The sequence below is a fragment of the Planctomycetaceae bacterium genome, assembly GCA_041398825.1.
GTDB lineage: Bacteria > Planctomycetota > Planctomycetia > Planctomycetales > Planctomycetaceae > F1-80-MAGs062.
This window is the reverse complement of sequence record JAWKTX010000004.1, coordinates 506,833-523,469: the sequence shown is the minus strand read 5'-3', so window position 1 is coordinate 523,469 and position 16,637 is coordinate 506,833. Positions and strand designations below refer to the sequence as shown.

The 16,637-nt window shown below is 54.2% G+C and carries 16 protein-coding genes; 8 read left to right on the top strand and 8 right to left on the bottom strand.

What is annotated here, in order from left to right:
- The first annotated feature begins 20 nt into the window (after positions 1-20).
- Positions 21-1,079, top strand: coding sequence for a DUF420 domain-containing protein (locus tag R3C20_10355; GenBank protein MEZ6040899.1), 1,059 nt, complete (start codon positions 21-23; stop codon positions 1,077-1,079).
- Positions 1,080-1,095: 16 nt separating this feature from the next.
- Entirely contained in the window at positions 1,096-1,410 is a 315-nt protein-coding gene (locus tag R3C20_10350; protein ID MEZ6040898.1) for a hypothetical protein, read from the top strand.
- 146 nt (positions 1,411-1,556) lie between these two features.
- Here R3C20_10350 and R3C20_10345 read toward each other — a convergent pair whose 3' ends face one another.
- The 6 genes from R3C20_10345 to R3C20_10320 all read right to left on the bottom strand — a co-directional run bounded on the left by R3C20_10345 (position 1,557) and on the right by R3C20_10320 (position 8,393).
- Positions 1,557-2,039: a hypothetical protein gene (locus tag R3C20_10345; protein MEZ6040897.1), complete on the bottom strand. Its 483-nt coding sequence runs from the start codon at positions 2,037-2,039 to the stop codon at positions 1,557-1,559.
- Positions 2,040-2,558: 519 nt separating this feature from the next.
- Positions 2,559-3,044 (bottom strand): hypothetical protein, encoded by a 486-nt coding sequence (locus R3C20_10340; protein ID MEZ6040896.1) that lies wholly within the window; start codon positions 3,042-3,044, stop codon positions 2,559-2,561.
- A complete protein-coding gene (locus R3C20_10335) occupies positions 3,019-4,482 on the bottom strand; it encodes a VWA domain-containing protein (protein MEZ6040895.1) in 1,464 nt (487 codons plus the stop codon). Before R3C20_10335 ends, R3C20_10340 begins: the two co-directional genes overlap by 26 nt.
- Positions 4,483-4,956: 474 nt before the next feature.
- On the bottom strand, positions 4,957-5,853 hold the full coding sequence (gene dapA, locus R3C20_10330; GenBank protein ID MEZ6040894.1) for a 4-hydroxy-tetrahydrodipicolinate synthase: 897 nt from the start codon (positions 5,851-5,853) through the stop codon (positions 4,957-4,959).
- A gap of 111 nt (positions 5,854-5,964) precedes the next feature.
- On the bottom strand, positions 5,965-6,885 hold the full coding sequence (locus R3C20_10325) for an NAD(P)-dependent oxidoreductase (GenBank protein ID MEZ6040893.1): 921 nt from the start codon (positions 6,883-6,885) through the stop codon (positions 5,965-5,967).
- A 182-nt stretch (positions 6,886-7,067) separates the two neighbouring features.
- The gene (locus tag R3C20_10320; protein MEZ6040892.1) at positions 7,068-8,393 is read right to left on the bottom strand and encodes a Gfo/Idh/MocA family oxidoreductase; all 1,326 of its coding nucleotides are present in this window, start codon (positions 8,391-8,393) and stop codon (positions 7,068-7,070) included.
- A gap of 525 nt (positions 8,394-8,918) precedes the next feature.
- Between R3C20_10320 and R3C20_10315 the strand changes: the two genes are divergently transcribed.
- The 3 genes from R3C20_10315 to R3C20_10305 all read left to right on the top strand — a co-directional run bounded on the left by R3C20_10315 (position 8,919) and on the right by R3C20_10305 (position 11,682).
- Positions 8,919-9,677, top strand: coding sequence for an SMI1/KNR4 family protein (locus R3C20_10315; protein MEZ6040891.1), 759 nt, complete (start codon positions 8,919-8,921; stop codon positions 9,675-9,677).
- A gap of 98 nt (positions 9,678-9,775) precedes the next feature.
- Positions 9,776-10,216 carry a hypothetical protein gene (locus R3C20_10310; GenBank protein ID MEZ6040890.1) on the top strand — a complete coding sequence of 147 codons (441 nt, stop codon included), beginning with the start codon at positions 9,776-9,778 and terminating at the stop codon, positions 10,214-10,216.
- A gap of 392 nt (positions 10,217-10,608) precedes the next feature.
- Positions 10,609-11,682: a hypothetical protein gene (locus R3C20_10305; protein ID MEZ6040889.1), complete on the top strand. Its 1,074-nt coding sequence runs from the start codon at positions 10,609-10,611 to the stop codon at positions 11,680-11,682.
- A 112-nt stretch (positions 11,683-11,794) separates the two neighbouring features.
- Here R3C20_10305 and R3C20_10300 read toward each other — a convergent pair whose 3' ends face one another.
- On the bottom strand, positions 11,795-13,192 hold the full coding sequence (locus tag R3C20_10300) for a sulfatase (GenBank protein MEZ6040888.1): 1,398 nt from the start codon (positions 13,190-13,192) through the stop codon (positions 11,795-11,797).
- A gap of 499 nt (positions 13,193-13,691) precedes the next feature.
- Here R3C20_10300 and infC point away from each other — a divergent pair, with 499 nt between their 5' ends.
- The 3 genes from infC to R3C20_10285 all read left to right on the top strand — a co-directional run bounded on the left by infC (position 13,692) and on the right by R3C20_10285 (position 15,825).
- Positions 13,692-14,183, top strand: coding sequence for a translation initiation factor IF-3 (infC, locus tag R3C20_10295; protein ID MEZ6040887.1), 492 nt, complete (start codon positions 13,692-13,694; stop codon positions 14,181-14,183).
- Positions 14,184-14,316: 133 nt separating this feature from the next.
- Positions 14,317-15,342, top strand: a complete 1,026-nt coding sequence (locus tag R3C20_10290; GenBank protein ID MEZ6040886.1) for a DUF368 domain-containing protein — start codon at positions 14,317-14,319, stop codon at positions 15,340-15,342.
- A 9-nt stretch (positions 15,343-15,351) separates the two neighbouring features.
- Positions 15,352-15,825, top strand: coding sequence for a DinB family protein (locus tag R3C20_10285; protein MEZ6040885.1), 474 nt, complete (start codon positions 15,352-15,354; stop codon positions 15,823-15,825).
- 80 nt (positions 15,826-15,905) lie between these two features.
- On the opposite strand, the gene R3C20_10280 is transcribed toward R3C20_10285, so the two are convergent.
- Positions 15,906-16,568 carry a CBS domain-containing protein gene (locus tag R3C20_10280; GenBank protein MEZ6040884.1) on the bottom strand — a complete coding sequence of 221 codons (663 nt, stop codon included), beginning with the start codon at positions 16,566-16,568 and terminating at the stop codon, positions 15,906-15,908.
- Positions 16,569-16,637: the final 69 nt, after the last annotated feature.

The window sequence follows — 16,637 nt, the reverse complement described above, 5'->3', positions numbered from 1 at the left end:
CGGGCGAGCAGGAAGCCATCATGGACGTCGTTGTTGGGGGCTTCGGACAGGTTGTGATTCCCAGTGTCGGAGAAAACCTGAAGCCCGGATTCGAAGTGGCACACAGTAATCGTGTTGTTCTGGTCAACGAAGATTGCATTCCCGTGGCCACATTTCTGGCAACTCGCGAAGAGGACATGGTTCAGCTGCGCCGCATTCTGGAAGGAAAGAAACCATTTCCGGAACCTTCTTCCATTTCTGGTATCACGATTGGTTCCCCTCAGGCTCCCATCAATCTGGAAATTCGAAAGGCCGACTCAAATCCGGAATCGGCAACAGATTCGGTTGCGGAAACACCAGCAGAAGAGGACGCGAACGCTGTCGAGGCATCGGAGCAAAAAGAGAGCGACGAGACCCCGGAAGGGCAAACCTCTCTGCTTCGTTCTTCCCGCAGGGATTGGGACGTTCCGCGGGACGCTATCCTGACTGCCGTGTGGCTTCAGGATCCTGCTCAGGATGCGGTACTGTCATCAGATTCAAATCCTGACACGTCCGCGACCAATGAACACAGTTTCAATCAAACGGATCCTGAACCGACGGACGACGGGGGGCCTCCCACAAAGTCTGTCGAATCCAATAACGACCGCATCACTCGTCTCATGCCGGCATGGGCAGCCGCTCTGCCCGACATCAACGCGGGTCTGAACCTCGCTAGTACGGTACTTTTGCTCAGTGGTTTCGTGAGCATCAAGAGAAAAAACCAGACTTTGCACCGCAATCTGATGATCAGCGCGTTTGTCCTTTCAGTCGCTTTTCTGGGTTTTTACCTGACATATCACTACGCTCTGGGCAAATATACGGAAACCTACGGTCGTCAATTCGTGGGCTCTGAGATGGCTCGCGTGGTCTACCGTTCGATTCTGATTCCGCACGTGATTCTCGCAGTCTTCGTGCCGATTCTTGCAATTCGTGTTTTTCAGCATGCGTTCGCAGGACGATGGGATAAACATCGTAAACTTGCAACAATCACGTTCCCAATTTGGTTATTCGTCTCTGTCACCGGCGTTGTCATCTACTGGATGCTTTACCGCTGGAATTGAACCGGGAATTCGAGCGATGGTTCGCTTTGTTAAGACGACTGTTCTGGCGATGGCATTTTTCGTTGCGATGGGCGGTTTGCCATTCGCAACTTCCTCGGCAAACGCCTGCCCATCGTGCAAAGCTGCGAACGAATCGGACTCACGGTTGCCTCAGGCCTACATGTACAGCATTCTTTTCATGCTGGCGATGCCTGCGACCGTTTTTGCTGGATTCGGTATTTCCTTCTACCGCCTGACTCGTAAGGCCCGCATTCAGAACGAGCAACTGGAAGCAGCCTCGGATGCGAAAGTCGGCGAACAGGGCACGGGTACGCTGCTTCCGACTGTGTAATGCGGTGGTGCCGGCCTTTGAAATTTGCAGGATGCCCGCCATCTTCCCGGTTTACAGTCGAAACGAAAACGGCCCCGGATTGTTAACGAAACTCAGACGTTTCGCTGGCATCCCGGGGCAGCTTCGAAGTATGGCTGACGGTTTTTCTACCGAATTCGTTCGTGAGCTCGTACACCAAATCGAACTGACTTGATCAGATCCGAAACTTCGTCTTCTGTCTCAATGTCGTCTTCTGTCATGAAAACGCGCTTGTGGTATTCCACCTGTTGCCCGGGTGAATTATTGCGAACGGCGTCGTCGCACAGCTTGTAAACACCGTCCTGCTCTGCGGCGAAGAACATACGGAACCAGAGCATCTGGGCTACGTTCTCCTGAGGATAGAACAACCGAATCTGCAGACCTGCGTCATACCACTCAAAGAGCATCCCAAAGAATCCACTGGGAATGTATTTCACGCAGGTGAGATCAACTCCAATTGATCTGAAGCCATCCTTTTCGATTAGGTTTGTGAGCGATTCACGCAGCAAGGCCAGATCGGCCCCGTCCCAAATTTCCATGTCTTCGAGCGAAACGATCGCTGCATCATCCTGAACTCGAACATTTAAACACTGTCGCTTTCGGGAACTCATCTAATCCTGATCCTAGGCAAAGGGTTTTCTCGATGCATCGTTGCAAACGAGGGGTATGCCAGGACTTTGCAAACCCTGAACCACTGTTAAGACGATTTGACGCCGAATCCCAAACCGTTGCCGCAAGTCTTTACAGGGAAACCGCTTGCGGAAAAATGTAATTCTCTGGTGTTGCCGCGAGGCGACAGGAGGGTTGAGGCGAGCAGGCATCATTTGACACCAATGACGTTGCAAATCAGCAACGGACTATGGCGTTTTGACCGCAACGGGATTCAAACTCCGTCGAGGCATGGCTGGTCCTGTGTCGCATTCTGTGTGCAAAGATTGAGTCAGTCGCCCGATGTATCCCGGGGACATCTGCCTCCTGCACGTGCTGTCATTTCACATCACGGAGTCAGAGACTTTGTCTGTTTCAGCCAAGGTCCCGTGACAGGCATCTGAAGAGGGTCGCCAACTCAGACGCTGGGGAAGCAACATGGCCGTCAACCAAACTTCGCCAACGTGTTCAGTTCTGTTGGACTAAAGCTTTGGGCGGCTCTTGTCCTTCAACTGTTGCCGCTGCCGTTCCTGCTGTCGCCGTCGCTCTTCCTCGGGGGCAAACTCGGGGCGATTTCCATTCTGCATTCCGCCACCAGCAATCTGCATTGTAGCTTCATGCCATTCCCACCCAAGCGGATCGTCCAGTTCGACTTTCGCCAGATAGGCCCAGGGGGTGTCCGGGTGCTCATTGATCACCCGTGTGAGGTATTCGACAGCCTTGTCATGCATACGTTTCACTGTCGCTCCGGCAGTAATCTCACTGCTTGGCTCCAAACGCCATTGGTTGCTGCCGGACTTCTCAAACTTCCGTGGACTGGCCTTCATTTCCGCGAGCACTGCGTTGTAGCCATATGCCCGAACTCGCATGGCAAGAGCGCGTCCCATTGCAAGGTCGTAACTGGCACGCCATCGATCAGAATCCAGTTTATCGCGATGCTTTTCACCCTGTTCCAAAGCGGTCTGCACCCGCTGAAGAAAGTAATCCAGTACTGCCAGGTTTTTGGGCCTCCGTGATTTGTTCTCGAAGGACATTGTCGTTGTTGGCCTGAAATCGCAACTGGGGCACGGGAATTTTTTCATTGATGGCCAATTGCGCTGCATTCACCAACGCCGCCTTGGCCATATTGACTGCCAGTTGTTTTTGGTAGTCTTTCAGTGGGCGATAATCAGGCGAATACTGTCTCATCACACCCGGATCGAATGTGATTCCCCTCGCCTGGTCGGCAATAAAGAAGATTCCGCCGGTTTCCGCACACAACCGCGACAGCGTATACGGTCCGTATCCAGACGACATGCGATCAAGACCTCGAGCACTGGCGGTCCAGAAAGGAATCTGCAAGCCCTCCGCAGCGGCAGTTTCCGGACCCTGATCGACTTCGATATCGTCTTCAAACGCCTGCCCGTCGACCTCCCATTTGGCGTGTACAAATCCTTTTTCACGACCGAACAGTGAAGTGTTTCCGATGCAATAGGCCTTAACATCTTCGCGGGCACACCTGTTGACGACATCTTCAAGCAGATGGTAATCGTCGCCACGTTCGTCCGTGACCAGGATCAGCATCATATTCGCTCGCATCCTGCGTTTTTCAGGCAGATAGACTTTCAAAGCTTCCGCGATCGCGGTGAAAACTTTCTCCTCACCGGACTTGTCTTCGGTAATTCCGCGAACAGCGGAGACCAGCGTCGGCAGATCGGACGACGGTTCTTTCTGAAGCACATGAACGTTTTGACCGTAGCCAATGATGCCGGTCTTCAGAGCTTCCTTCGTATCAACATCCATGAGCCCCAGTTGCTTGTAGATGTTCTCGAATCGATTTGCAATTTGCTCTCGCCGATCATTCAGCGAGCCAGACTCGTCCAGTAACCAAACCACCAGAGTCTTGCGCTGGCGCAGTGAGGCAGCGATTTCCTGAGTGATGCGGTCAACGGCGCCCTCCGTCCCTCCCGCAAATTCGGTAGTGCCGGTCAATTCGATCATTTCGACCGCTTCAGATTCATTGGGCGTTGGCAGCGATGGTGGTTCAGCGATGGCTGGGTTGATCAGCTCTTCTTCCAACCGCTCGATTTCTTCCCGGTGACTTTCCATGCCCACATGCTGGGCAGCGGCCATTGACGGGCCGACGATATTCATGTCGCTCTCGCTGCCGATGACGTCCGCTTCCTGATTCAGGACGTACTCTTCCGGACGGATTTCTTCCGGTGCAATTTCCGATGTGAGCTCAAACTCCGGTACAAAGTCCGTGACAAATGTCAGACTGGCGAGCACCACAAATATGGCAACGTGCACCAGCAGGCTGATTCCCCAGGCGGGCATGTCGTAAAAGACGGACCAGACGGATGAATCACCATCGAGTAATTCCGGCGTGGGCTCACTATCGTGTCGGCTCGCGTGAATTGCGCTCAAGGGTTCGCTCCGCTCGCAAAGAGTCCTGCATGCTTCCTGCGGAAAAATCGTCAAATCGTGCACTGTTCCGCATCAAATCTTAGCTCGCACTCACAATCAAGGCAACGAATTAAGGCGGCACTCGCAATTCGCAGGCCATTTCCCTGCAAATACTTGCGCTATTCTGATGCCACCGGCGAACAGTTCGAACTGAAATTCGCAGTAAAACAGGGACTGATATGACGTAAAACGCCACTTTCCGGCCGAATGTTCGCCAAAAACCTCGCAAAACAGGCCCTGAAGAAGGCGTTTCACGCACACTGCCCGCGACGAAGCGCACGACGCCCGCGATGAAGCAATCGTGAGCGGGGCGATTGAGCCTGTTCTGCCAGGCGGAAAAAGGGAGCTCACTGAACGATCCACCACCCCGGATTCACGCAACGGAAGAGCGGTATCGACAGGTGATACCGCTCCCGGTGAATGCGGGCGGGACGATTAACAAGGCAGACCGTATCTTGTTAGCGTCGCCTTCAGAGTCGTGATCTGATCTTCGGAGAGTGGCGTCATCGGCAATCGCACACTTCCACAATCGCGGCCCAGAATTCCCATTGCCGCCTTCACAGGAATTGGATTTGTTGACAGCGACAGCATGTCCCGACACAGCGGGAACAATTTGTGATGAATCGTCTGAGCACCCGCGATATCGCCGGACATGAAGGCCGCGATCAGTTGCTTGACGTCTTTTGGCACGATGTTCCCGACAACGGAGACAACACCACTTCCTCCCAGAGACATCAGTGGAAGTGTGAGACTGTCGTCCCCCGAAAGGACCGTCAAGTCTGAGGCAGACAGGATTTGTGATGCCTGATCCATCATGCCCGTCGATTCTTTGATCGCTACGACGTTCGGGCACGCTTCGGAAATACGGCAGATCGTCTCAGGCTCCATGTTCTTTGCCGTACGCCCCGGAATGTTGTAGAGCACAATCGGGATATCAACAGCATCGGCAACCGCTTTGTAGTGCAGGAAAAAACCTTCCTGCGTTGGCTTGTTGTAGTAAGGGGCAACCATTAGTGCGGCTGTGGCTCCTGCAGACCACGCGAACTTTGTAAGTCGGATAGCCTCCGCCGTACTGTTCGACCCTGTCCCTGCCATCACTTTGATGCGACCCGCTGCCTGCTCACATACGATACTGATCACTCGCTCGTGTTCTTCGTGCGAAAGCGTGGGGCTCTCGCCGGTTGTACCCACAGGGCTGACGCAATCTGTGCCAGATTCGATCTGAAAGTCAACCAGATCCCGCAGCATGCTTTCGTTGACGGTACCATCGCTGTTCATCGGTGTCACAAGTGCCACCGTTAGTCCCGAAAACTGTTCCCCTTTACGAGCCATGATTCCATCTTCTCAGTTGCTGAAGTTTAAACGTCGTGAGGCCGGTTGACCTGAAGCCCCGATGCCCTGAAGTGGGAAGCTTACGCACGAATCCACATCCGGCAAACCGAATCAGCCTCGATTCTTCCAGTCGATACCAGACAGACTGGCTAATGCCAGTTGCAGTGCATGCGTCCCGTTACGGCCAAAACCCTGAGCCATCACGGCATGGTAGAGCTGCTGCCCAAGCGCGAGGCCGGGCATCGACAGTCCCATTCGCTTTGATTCTTCGAGTGCGATTCCCATATCTTTGATGAAATGTTCAACAAAGAACCCCGGATCGAAATTGTTATCGATGATTCGCGGTCCCAGATTTGAAAGGGACCAGCTTCCGGCAGCACCGCTTGAAACGGATTTCAAAACTGTCGGAAGATCAAGCCCGGCCCGATATCCGTACAACAGGGCTTCGCACACACCGATCATTCCCGTGGCAATCAATATCTGATTCACCATTTTTGTATGCTGGCCGGCACCCGCCGGCCCCTGATAGACAATTGTTTTGCCCATCGCCTGCCAAAGAGGCTGAAGCGAATTCACAACGCCTTCGTCGCCGCCAATCATGATCGACAACGCGGCATTTCTTGCTCCGATATCACCCCCGGAAACGGGGGCATCAATGCTGTGGACACCCTTCGCCAAAGCGACTTCGCTGATTTCCATCGCCAGAGACGGCTGACTTGTCGTCATGTCAACCAGGACGTTGCCGGCAGACGCCCCGTTCAGAGCTCCGTTTTCACCCAGAAAGACCTCGCGAACATCCGACGGAAAACCCACGATCGCAAACACGATGTCAGAATTCTCAGCGACTGATTTGGGACTGTCAGCCCATTCTGCTCCATTGCTGAGCAGAGAATCGGCCTTCGATTTTGTACGTGAATAGACGGTCGCATGAAATCCGGCCTTCATCAGGTGGCCGCACATGCTGGCTCCCATCACCCCCGTGCCAATCCAGCCAATTCGAGTCTTGCCGGGAACGACTTCCACTAGTGCCATTTGCCAGTTTCTCCTGAAGTTGAATTTCTCTGATTTGTGTGCCTTGAAGCATCAAACAGCGTTTCACGGGGCGCAAACCTCCAGTGCTTACCTGTTGTGCCCAGTTGAATGGAACGCCATGCCACTGCGAATCTGCAGTTTAGCGCAGTGACTGAATGCGACGTCCGGGAATCAATGAGGCACTAGAACTTGGGTTCCCAGCCGGGCTCATAGGTTCGAGCCCACAATTTGTCTGCTTCCGGGTTGGCAATCACGTGTCCGTTCGATGGATCGACGTTGATGGTATCACCCGTGCGATGGGCGATGTTTCCAAGATGGCAGAGCAATGTCGATTTGTAGCCCTCTTCGATTTCTGAATTCAGCATGGTTGGATCATCAGCACGGATCGCTTCGATAAAATTGGAGGCGTGAGCTTCCAGGCCGTCCTGACCATCCACCTTCTGAATCTCCTTCGTCTTTTCGTCGTACAGGGTATAGCCCCAGCTGTTCATTCGCAGGCTGCCTTTTTCTCCATGGAATGACACGCCGAAACTGTCTCCATAAAAACCATCCCGGTTACAGCTCAGGCCTTCCCAGATAATCTGCTTTTTCCCTGGGAACTCAAAAGAAACCAGATGCGTATCGGCAGTCTGCTGATCGTCCTCAAATCGATAGCGTCCGCCCGAAGATGTCACTCGTTCCGGGTAATCCGCGTCCAGCCCCCAGCGGCTCAGATCCAGTGAATGAATTCCGTTGTTTCCCAGTTCGCCATTCCCAAAGTGCCAGCGCCAGTGCCAGTTGTAATGCACAATGTTGGACTGATAAGGAGTTCGCGGCGCCGGCCCCTGCCATAATTCATAGTCAATGTGGTCCGGCACGGCTTCAGGCATGCCAGTCCCCATCGGCCCTCGAAGATTTGCATACCAGCTACGGCTGTAATAAACCCGACCAATACGCCCTTCGTGCAGCAGAGAAATCGCTTCCACAATTTTCGCTCCGCTTCGGCGTTGATTTCCCATCTGCACACAGCGTTTATGTTTTCGAGCGGCCGCAATCAGCATCTCACCCTCCGCCGGATTATGACAGCAGGGCTTTTCCACGTAGGCATGCTTGCCGGCCGCACACGCCATGATGCCAGCCGGAGCATGCCAGTGATTGGGCGCGGCAACAATCAGAGCGTCCACGTTCTTGTCGTCCAGAATGTGGCGGAAATCTCCTGTCGTGCGGACATCGTAGTCAACAGTTTTCGCAAACGATTCGTGTGCCGACTTCAACCGGATGCTGTCGGTATCGCAAAGATAACGAACTTTCACCCCCTCCAGTTTCGCAAACACTCGCGCCAGTGCCGAACCGCGACTCACGCCCATGATGCCGACGGTCACCTGTTTCTTTTCTGCCTGACCAGGTTCTGCCGCGAACAGCCCGGCATTCAGGGCCGACGTCGCTGCGATGCCAGCGACAGCGTTTCCAACAAACTGACGGCGAGTGGTATCTGCAGATGAGTTGGAATCTGAAGATGAAAAGGTCATAGATCGCATCCCAATCCGGGGCCGGGCGGCCGACGTCTAAGATTTTAAATCACGGAGGCATCGTCTGCCCCAGCAGTTTCAGGTGAGGCCAGAAAGCGTAACGAGGCAGCCGTCACAACGCCAGCAGGACGAGTCGAACCCGGCAGCGACTTCTGCAAGGACCAAAGAACCTGGTACCGTGTTCTGGAATTGAACTTGATTTCCATTTGCCCCGGACGGCCCGGGCAATCTGAAATTCGTCTCCGGTGTGTGGACGATTCGAGCCTATCAGCCCGCTTATCCGGCAATGCTTACCTTTGCGGCCGAAATCAGAAATCATATTCTGTTTTCGTTGATCGACGAATGCGATCTGGAGTCTGGCAGGATCTGTACCTGGCAGGACCGCAGTCTACCCATTCGCCGAATAAGGAATGGAATTGCGTTCCCGGGACGACAAGGCAACCCTGCCACTTACTCCGTTTTGCCAGACTTGTCCGGCCCACACACAATATTCAGACGGCCAGCGGGCGATGATGGATGGCCGTTATGTTTCACGAAGCCGCCGCAAAAATGTACGCCGCTTTCATGTCTGAACTTTGCCGCTTCATGATCGATGCAGAGATTGCAACGGACGAGACCATTCGTGGATGTACGGATGCAGAACTCAGGCAACTCGAGCAACAACTGTCGATTTCCCTTCCGATATCGATGGCCGAATGCCTGCGACAGATCGGGCACGCATGCGGGAGGCTGATGGATGGCGATCTCTTTGGAGCGGACGCTTTTGAAGGGGCCCGCGAAGTTGCCGTTGAATTGACCGCTGCAAAAGATTCTCCCTGGCGATTGCCGGAACACATGATTCCGTACCTCCAGCATCAGGGTTACGAATTCCTCTTTGTTGATCCCCATGCAGGAGATGATCCCCCTGTTTGGCTCTACGTTGAGACAGAACCTGAACCAAAGGAATGGGCACCTTCTTTTACCGCATGGTTGCGCGAAGCGGCCATCAGTGCTGTGGAGTGTAAGCCATGGAATGAGGAAGTCTGCCGAGAAATCAGCCTGCATCGAGACGATTGGACGTCTCGCAGGAAGACGCTCGACGAATACGACAGTGAAGCAGGCCAGATTCGCAGATCTCTGATTGCCCGGTTGAGCCAAAGAGACCGTGAACTCGGCCGGATTACCGGACCGATTGAGTTCCAGGAGATTTGGAATCGGGAATTCCCGCAGAGCGAGCTGTGCCGTAAACTCAACACAGAAGGGAAACGCATTCCCTGGGGCTGGATCAGTCCCCGGGAGGCATAGGAAAATCGGGAAATCCTTTATGGTGAATAACTACACCATGCACTGGATTTTGGTTAGGCAGCGTTTCCTGAAAGAAGAGAATCAGGAAGCGGCCGGGGGTGGCTGTTTTTTCGAGACTGAATCGATGGGAGGCCGCGATATTGAGTTACGATCTCATGGTGTTTGATCCATCCGCCGCGCCAATGGATCGCGAGGAGTTTCTGGCGTGGTGTGATTTGCAAAATGATCAAACCGAAGTCTTCGATCCAACTCGCACTGAATTCTCAACACCCGGGCTGCGATCGTGGCTTGAAGAAATGCTCCGGGTATTTCCTGCCATGGATGGACCTTACTGCAGTGCTGACCGAGACGATGATCCCCATCTCACGGACTATGAAATAAACCGTACGAGTATCTTCGCCTGTTTCGCGTGGTCAAAGGCAAAATCCGCGTACAATGCGGTGATGTCAATCGCTGAAAAACATGGCATTGCCGTTTATGAAATCAGTGACCCCGGGGGAAGAATCTGGCGACCCGGCGGCGATGGCTTGCTGTGCTGACGTGGAGGAGACGAAGTTGCTCGCTACCCATCCCTGGCCGCTGGCTTCTTTCGAAAAGCCAAACGCAATTTGGAAAGTGCGGCGCGAATCACAGCTCACCTCATGGCACCCCGGGATCCTCTCGCTAGAATCGCACGGCGACAGAGCAACGGGTGAACAGAGCGACGGGTGAACTGAGCGGCCCTCGAAGAGCGTGGCTCCGGAATCAATTGCAATACACATGGTGGTTTGCCAGAGGTCGCAAATCCGGGGCATGGAGCACAAACCACTGATCATGGACCTTCGGCAGGAAGCTATCAGACGTGTCAGAAAAAATCCCTCAAACCTGCCCCGCCTGCCGTGGTTCATTTACCGCGTCCAGCCAGAGCACCAGGTGCCCGCATTGCGGCGTGATGACTGAGCTGGGCATTGACGGGAGGGCCAGGTACGCCTTTGTTGCTCCGCGACCGGCAAACGGCACGTCTTTTACGGTAACGGATCTGCTGAAGGAGTTAACCGCGCCGCATATGACTGGCCCGGGCCTACCGGATCAACGCGGCTTGATCAGCATTTTGAAGACCGTATCAATCAACGATGTTTGTCCGGTGTCCGGAATGACTCCTTTGCTTTGGGCCATCGAGAACGGAAGGCACATCGCGTTTTGTTTTTTGCACGGTGCAGACCCGTCCAAACGAGGGACGGGGGACTACGACTGTACGCCGGTGGAACTTGCGAGCCGTCAGAAAAACTTCGAGCTTGTCGAAAATCTCCTTCGCCGAGGGGCGGAAGCAGATCCTGCACTTCTAAAGGCCATCGCAGATAAACGCGAAGCGGAAGAAAACGAAATCAGGCCTCGCGCTCAATTTGTCAAGGACACCATCGACCGCTTTAAACGAGAGTCAAAGACCACCAGCTTTCAGGAGCATGTTCGGCAACTGGAGTCGTTGCTGGGCGTGTCTTCTTCTGTGGCACGTGGTCGCGGAATGCAAGCCTTCGCGAAGGTCCCGATACGGGCACTGGCGAAGGCAAACCATTTTGAAGACGATATCGAATACCTTGCGTCGATGCATGAGTTGAGCCTGAAGGCAGGTTTCACGCTCTTCTGCGAACGGGGGCTGGATATCGCTAAGGTGGTACGGCTGCTGCTGGCTCCGACAATCCGAATTGAGGAAGTTGTTGCCGCTTCAAATCTGCTGCCGCTGGACGACACGGTGTTTGAACGAGTCGTTATCGGTACTGCTCTCAGTAAATTGAATGATGACTATCCTTTCCAGTTGCTTGAATGTGGACGCGATGGCGTTTCAGGTCAATTCCGGCAAACTCCGGAAGACACATTCAAGCTTGCCGGGCGGTTGCTGGAAATCTGCCCGCACTATGGCAGCGATCTGCAGGCAGGTCACGGTAGGCCGTGGGAGAATGTTGACGATGTCACTGCCGTCCGGAAGGAACTGGAAGCGTCACAGGGTTTTCACTTTTCGTGGGATTAATTTGCCACCGGGCGCTGGATTCGCGCGGAAGTTGATCGCTCGGTTTGAACGTCCGTTTCCGGGGATGCCGTGGTGGGTAAGCGGGGCCTGGTGACCGCTGTTGGACGGCAGACTATTTCTGGTTTCGTGGTACCCATGTTTCCGGCGCGTTCAGCATCAGTGGCGGATGAAATACGGTCAGCCGGTCACCCTGCGACTCTATCCAGCGGTTCAATTCAGACAACAGGTCCTGCTGAATCTTTGTCAGTGCGGGATCATTGGCAAGATTGTTCAGCTCTTCAGGGTCTTCCGTCAGATCGAAGAATTCCAGTTGGGGTCTTCCGTGGTGACGGGCAACGATTTCTGCTGCATGCTGGTCATGCCCGGCCGCTTCGGTCCATTCTCGGAAGTAGTCGCCCGAAGTTTCTCGCAGCAGCAGATCAATGTGGGTGGTGAATGCAAATTCCGGATGTACGTTCCAGATCAGCTTGTATTGCGATGTGCGTATGGAACGACTGAGATAGACATTCATCATCCGGTCACCGCTGTGAGTCGAAAAGATTCGGGCACGGTGCGTATCGCTTTTGCCTCGCAGAACCTCCTGGAACGACCGACCGTCAATATTTTCGGGCACCTTGCCACCAGCCACGTCAATCAGAGTTGGCAGAATGTCAATCCAGCTGACCATCGCATCAGTGCGCGTTCCGGGTTTCGTAACCCCTGGCCAAGAGATAATCAGCGGGACGTGGATGCCTTCGTCATAAAGCGTCCACTTACCAAACGGAAATTGCGCTCCGTGATCGCTGGAAAACACAAAGATGCGATCCTTGTCCATGTAACGGTCGGTAACGGCGCGCAGTTCTGCCAGGAACGCGTCCAGTTCTTTAACTTCCTGCAGGTACCGGGATCGCTGGACGCGCGTTCGCGGTGTATCCAATAACTGGGGCGGCATCGACATGGTCTCTGGATCGACCGTGGAATCAACGGGCCAGGGTACGTGCGGGTTAGAAACACCCACAAACAATGCCAGCGGTCGCACGTCGGTCCGATTCTTCAGAAAGTCGCTGACCGTCGTGCGCAGCTCCGGAATTTCCTTCTTCAGATCGTACACGTCGAAATCAAAATCTGCAGCGCTGTTGGAATGGGCTACCTTTCCGAACGACGCCGTCTGATAGCCGAGCTCGTTGAGGACTTTGGGGAGCCGAAGAATCTGACGTTTCGGATACGTGTGATTCTCCTCGGCACCGTTACGAGCGGGCATCAGACCTGTCAGCAGAGCCGCACGACTGGGGGCACAAGCCGGACTTGCGACAAACGAACGATTGAAGGTGAGTCCCTCAGAGGCCAGTCGGCTGATCGCCGGCGTCGCAATATTCTTCCCGCCGTAAACCGGAAGGTCAGCGGTCGAAAGGTCGTCTGCCAGGTAAAAGACTATGTCCGGGAGGCGGGCATGATCTTTGGCCGGAGAGTATTGTGGCAGCAGCGTCCCCCATACCGCCACCGTCAGGACAAGTGCCTTTCCGCTGTTCATGCTCTGTCTCTGCCTAATTCTACAGGTGATGAATTCCTGAGGCGATGACACCTTCAGGCGAGAACCTCGCTCAGGAGACGCCCAGGAACACCGTTGCGTGTCATCCCTGGTCATGCTCCGGCGGGATATTGCCCGAAACGCCCTGAATTACAATGATCAACCATGGTCAGGAGCCGGCTCCGGCATGTCAGTCGCCCTGAATCTCCGCATTAAAGCCCGTAATTCAGGCAGAAACGGCGTTTCAAAGGCGGGTGGGACCGCCAATTTCGTATCTGCTCTGAAATTTCGATGACGGTAAGCAATTGGGACTGGCATTTTTCTATGATTTTTGCGACAAACCAAGGCAGTAGGCCGTATCTCTTCACGATTTCAATGGTCTGCAGGTTTGGATGGCAAGAGCCTTGAACCATCCAAAAATTGTTTCCGTGTTCCGTTCCTTCAGGAGGCAACCATTAAAAGATCTCGTCCGACAGTTGCACCCCAGACAAACATTCCGCGTATGAATGATCGGATTCGCATTTCGCCGATCCGGGTTGTGAACGCAGAGGGTGAAATGCTGGGGGAAATGGAGACCGCAACCGCATTGCGGCTCGCTCAGGAAGATGGGCTCGACTTAGTAGAAGTCAGCCCGGACGCTCGACCACCCGTCTGCCGAATTATGAATTACGGCAAGGTGCTTTATGAGCGTCAGAAAAAATCCGGTGGCCCAAAGCAACACAAGACCCAACTGAAACAACTTCGACTGCGTGCGAAAACCGGCGCGCATGATATCGAAGTCAAGGTAAACAAAGCTCGCGAATTCCTGGAACGACGCGACAAGGTCAAAATCAATGTCATGTTCAAGGGGCGTGAGAACGCTCACCATGAACGCGGTGCAGAGATGCTGACAGAGATTATCAAGAGTCTGGAAGACATTGCCTCAGTCGAGCAGCAGCCAAAGATGGAAAGCGGGAAGACGATGTCAATCCTGCTCGCCCCGCTCAAACATTGATGGATGTGCGCTCGCGGGTTTTGGTCCTTCCATTTGAAGACCATAATCCGGCACATGCAGTCTCAACCGCAGTGACACCACTGCGGTTTTTTTGTGATGCACCAGCACCTCAAGGCACGAATGTTACTGCGTTATGAGTACTGAAGGAAATGGAGTTTCCACTGCACCAGCATCCGGCACTCTTCAGTCGGGGCAAGATCACTTCGACGATCCGGGGCGAACCGGAAACGTTCGGGCCGACCTGAAAACTGTCGGATGCGGGTTTCTTATGGGGGCAGCTGACATAGTTCCGGGTGTTTCCGGCGGCACCGTCGCCCTCATTCTCGGAATTTACCCAAGGCTTGTCGGCGCAATCAGCAGAGTAGATTCGAGGTTGCTGCTGGCTGTTACTAAGCGAAGATGGAGCGAAGCCGCCACGCACCTGGATCTGAGATTCCTTGCGGCGCTCGGCTTTGGGATTCTCGCGGGCATTGGCAGCCTCGCTTCGCTGATGAAACACCTGCTCGTCCACCATCGATCACTTACGTATGCATGCTTCGCGGGACTGATTTTTGCTTCAACGCTGCTCGTCGCTCGACATATCCATCGATGGAGTATGCAAACGCTCGGAGCAGCACTGCTTGGTACAATCGTCGCCCTTCGACTGGTGACGCTGGATGCAATGCATTCGCCGCCGGACACTTCCTGGTATCTGTTCCTCTGCGGGATGATTGGTATCACAGCAATGATCCTCCCGGGTATCAGCGGCGCATTTATTCTGGTGCTTCTGCAGCGTTACTTCTACATCGTTGAAACACTGAAAGAACTGCTGCACGGCAACATCAGCGCGCAGACTCTCATTCCCGTGATTGTTTTCAGCTTTGGTTGCCTGACCGGACTGCTTCTGTTCAGTCGCGTGCTGCGATGGCTGCTGACGCATCACGAACAACTGACCATGGCAATTCTCTGCGGCTTCATGCTGGGCGCCATGTACTGTCTCTGGCCATTCCAGAAGGACACAACACCAGACGAGACCGACACGAAGCGCAAGGTCTTCGTTCACGTTGCTCCGAGCGAGTCAGGCAGTTCTTCTGGCCTGGCAGGGTTGTTGTTTGTTGGTTCTGCGGGGCTTGTCCTTGGCCTCGACCGGATTGGCACAAACATGAGAAAGAAGCATTAGGACGGGCAAATGAATACGATCGAGGAACTCATTAACCAGTACGAAGCCGGGCCTGAGATTCTTGCTGATTCAATTGTTGGGTTGACGCCACAGCAGATGCAGTTGCATCCCATCGAAGGCAAGTGGTCGGTCAGCGAAGTCGTATGTCATCTGGCCGATTTCGAAATCATCTATGCCGATCGGATGAAACGAGTTCTGGCGGAGGAAAACCCAACACTGTTTGGCGCAGATCCGGATTTGTTTGAGCGACGGTTGCACTATGGCAACAGGTCAGTTGTGGATGAAATGGCCATCATCGCAGGTATACGAAAACACATCACCGTACTTCTCCGATGTGTCGATGTTGAAGACTTTCAAAGAACCGGAGTGCACACCGAAGTCGGGCCTCTCACCCTGGAAACTCTACTTGAGCAGATCACTGCCCACATTCCTCACCATGTGGAATTTGTTGCTGCGAAACGTCGAGTCCTGGGGGCCAGCTAGTGACAGCCTGCTGCGCAATGGGTGGCTGTCTGTCGAGGACCTTTGGGGATTTCCGCAACACCTGAACGAGGCATAGCTGCCTACCAGGGCTGTTCCGGGTATCCGCGGAAACCATCGTCCGCCTGATTCAGCCGCTTTCTCGCATCCTTGCCGCGCAGGAAATACGGTCCGCTTTTGCCTGGCTGGCTTGTTGATTCGTCTGCGGGCTCAACTCGGTGGATAGAATCCTCGACATTGTCGCTGGCCGCGGATTGCCTCGTATGTTGATCGGCGGGGGCGGCTGGTGCGGCCCCGACGTTCGATTGGCTCACGAAACTTTCCGCGCTTCCAGTCTTTGATTCCTTGCCATCCGTTGCCAATGCCTCCAGCATCGCCGCCATGACGTCTCGACGCAGAAGGATTCCGGCCAAACGATCATCTGTCCCGACTACAGCCAGGGCCGTGTTGCATGATGCTCGAAACAGGTGTGAAATCTCTGCGACCGGAGACGTTAATCGTACAGATTCCGCATGAGCAACGATCAACGAATGAACAGTTATTGATTCGGTGTTGTTTGCCAGCAGGCTTCGCACAACGCTGGACTCGGAGACGACACCGGCAAGTTTGCCGTCGGTGTCCTTCACGACGAGCAAGTCGCATTCCGACTGAATCAGGCGCTCTGCTGCCTCGCGAATCGTCAATGCCGGCGAAACGATATTTTCGCTTTCCTGTCGGACCAAATCCAGAACGGTCAGTTGATGCATGCCAACGCTCCCGGCAGTTGCAGTGTTCGATGCGGACCCAACCAACCGTAGATCGCCGCCAACACAGTG

Excerpts from the sequence above, each read along its gene's own strand:
- R3C20_10325 (MEZ6040893.1), bottom strand. The coding sequence starts at position 6,885 with ATGGCACTAGTGGAAGTCGTTCCCGGCAAGACTCGAATTGGCTGGATT.
- R3C20_10345 (MEZ6040897.1), bottom strand. The coding sequence starts at position 2,039 with ATGAGTTCCCGAAAGCGACAGTGTTTAAATGTTCGAGTTCAGGATGAT.
- R3C20_10280 (MEZ6040884.1), bottom strand. The coding sequence starts at position 16,568 with ATGCATCAACTGACCGTTCTGGATTTGGTCCGACAGGAAAGCGAAAAT.
- R3C20_10355 (MEZ6040899.1), top strand. The coding sequence starts at position 21 with ATGGACGTCGTTGTTGGGGGCTTCGGACAGGTTGTGATTCCCAGTGTC.
- R3C20_10305 (MEZ6040889.1), top strand. The coding sequence starts at position 10,609 with ATGACTGAGCTGGGCATTGACGGGAGGGCCAGGTACGCCTTTGTTGCT.
- R3C20_10315 (MEZ6040891.1), top strand. The coding sequence starts at position 8,919 with ATGTTTCACGAAGCCGCCGCAAAAATGTACGCCGCTTTCATGTCTGAA.
- infC (MEZ6040887.1), top strand. The coding sequence starts at position 13,692 with ATGAATGATCGGATTCGCATTTCGCCGATCCGGGTTGTGAACGCAGAG.
- dapA (MEZ6040894.1), bottom strand. The coding sequence starts at position 5,853 with ATGGCTCGTAAAGGGGAACAGTTTTCGGGACTAACGGTGGCACTTGTG.
- R3C20_10300 (MEZ6040888.1), bottom strand. The coding sequence starts at position 13,192 with ATGAACAGCGGAAAGGCACTTGTCCTGACGGTGGCGGTATGGGGGACG.
- R3C20_10285 (MEZ6040885.1), top strand. The coding sequence starts at position 15,352 with ATGAATACGATCGAGGAACTCATTAACCAGTACGAAGCCGGGCCTGAG.
- R3C20_10290 (MEZ6040886.1), top strand. The coding sequence starts at position 14,317 with ATGAGTACTGAAGGAAATGGAGTTTCCACTGCACCAGCATCCGGCACT.
- R3C20_10350 (MEZ6040898.1), top strand. The coding sequence starts at position 1,096 with ATGGTTCGCTTTGTTAAGACGACTGTTCTGGCGATGGCATTTTTCGTT.
- R3C20_10320 (MEZ6040892.1), bottom strand. The coding sequence starts at position 8,393 with ATGACCTTTTCATCTTCAGATTCCAACTCATCTGCAGATACCACTCGC.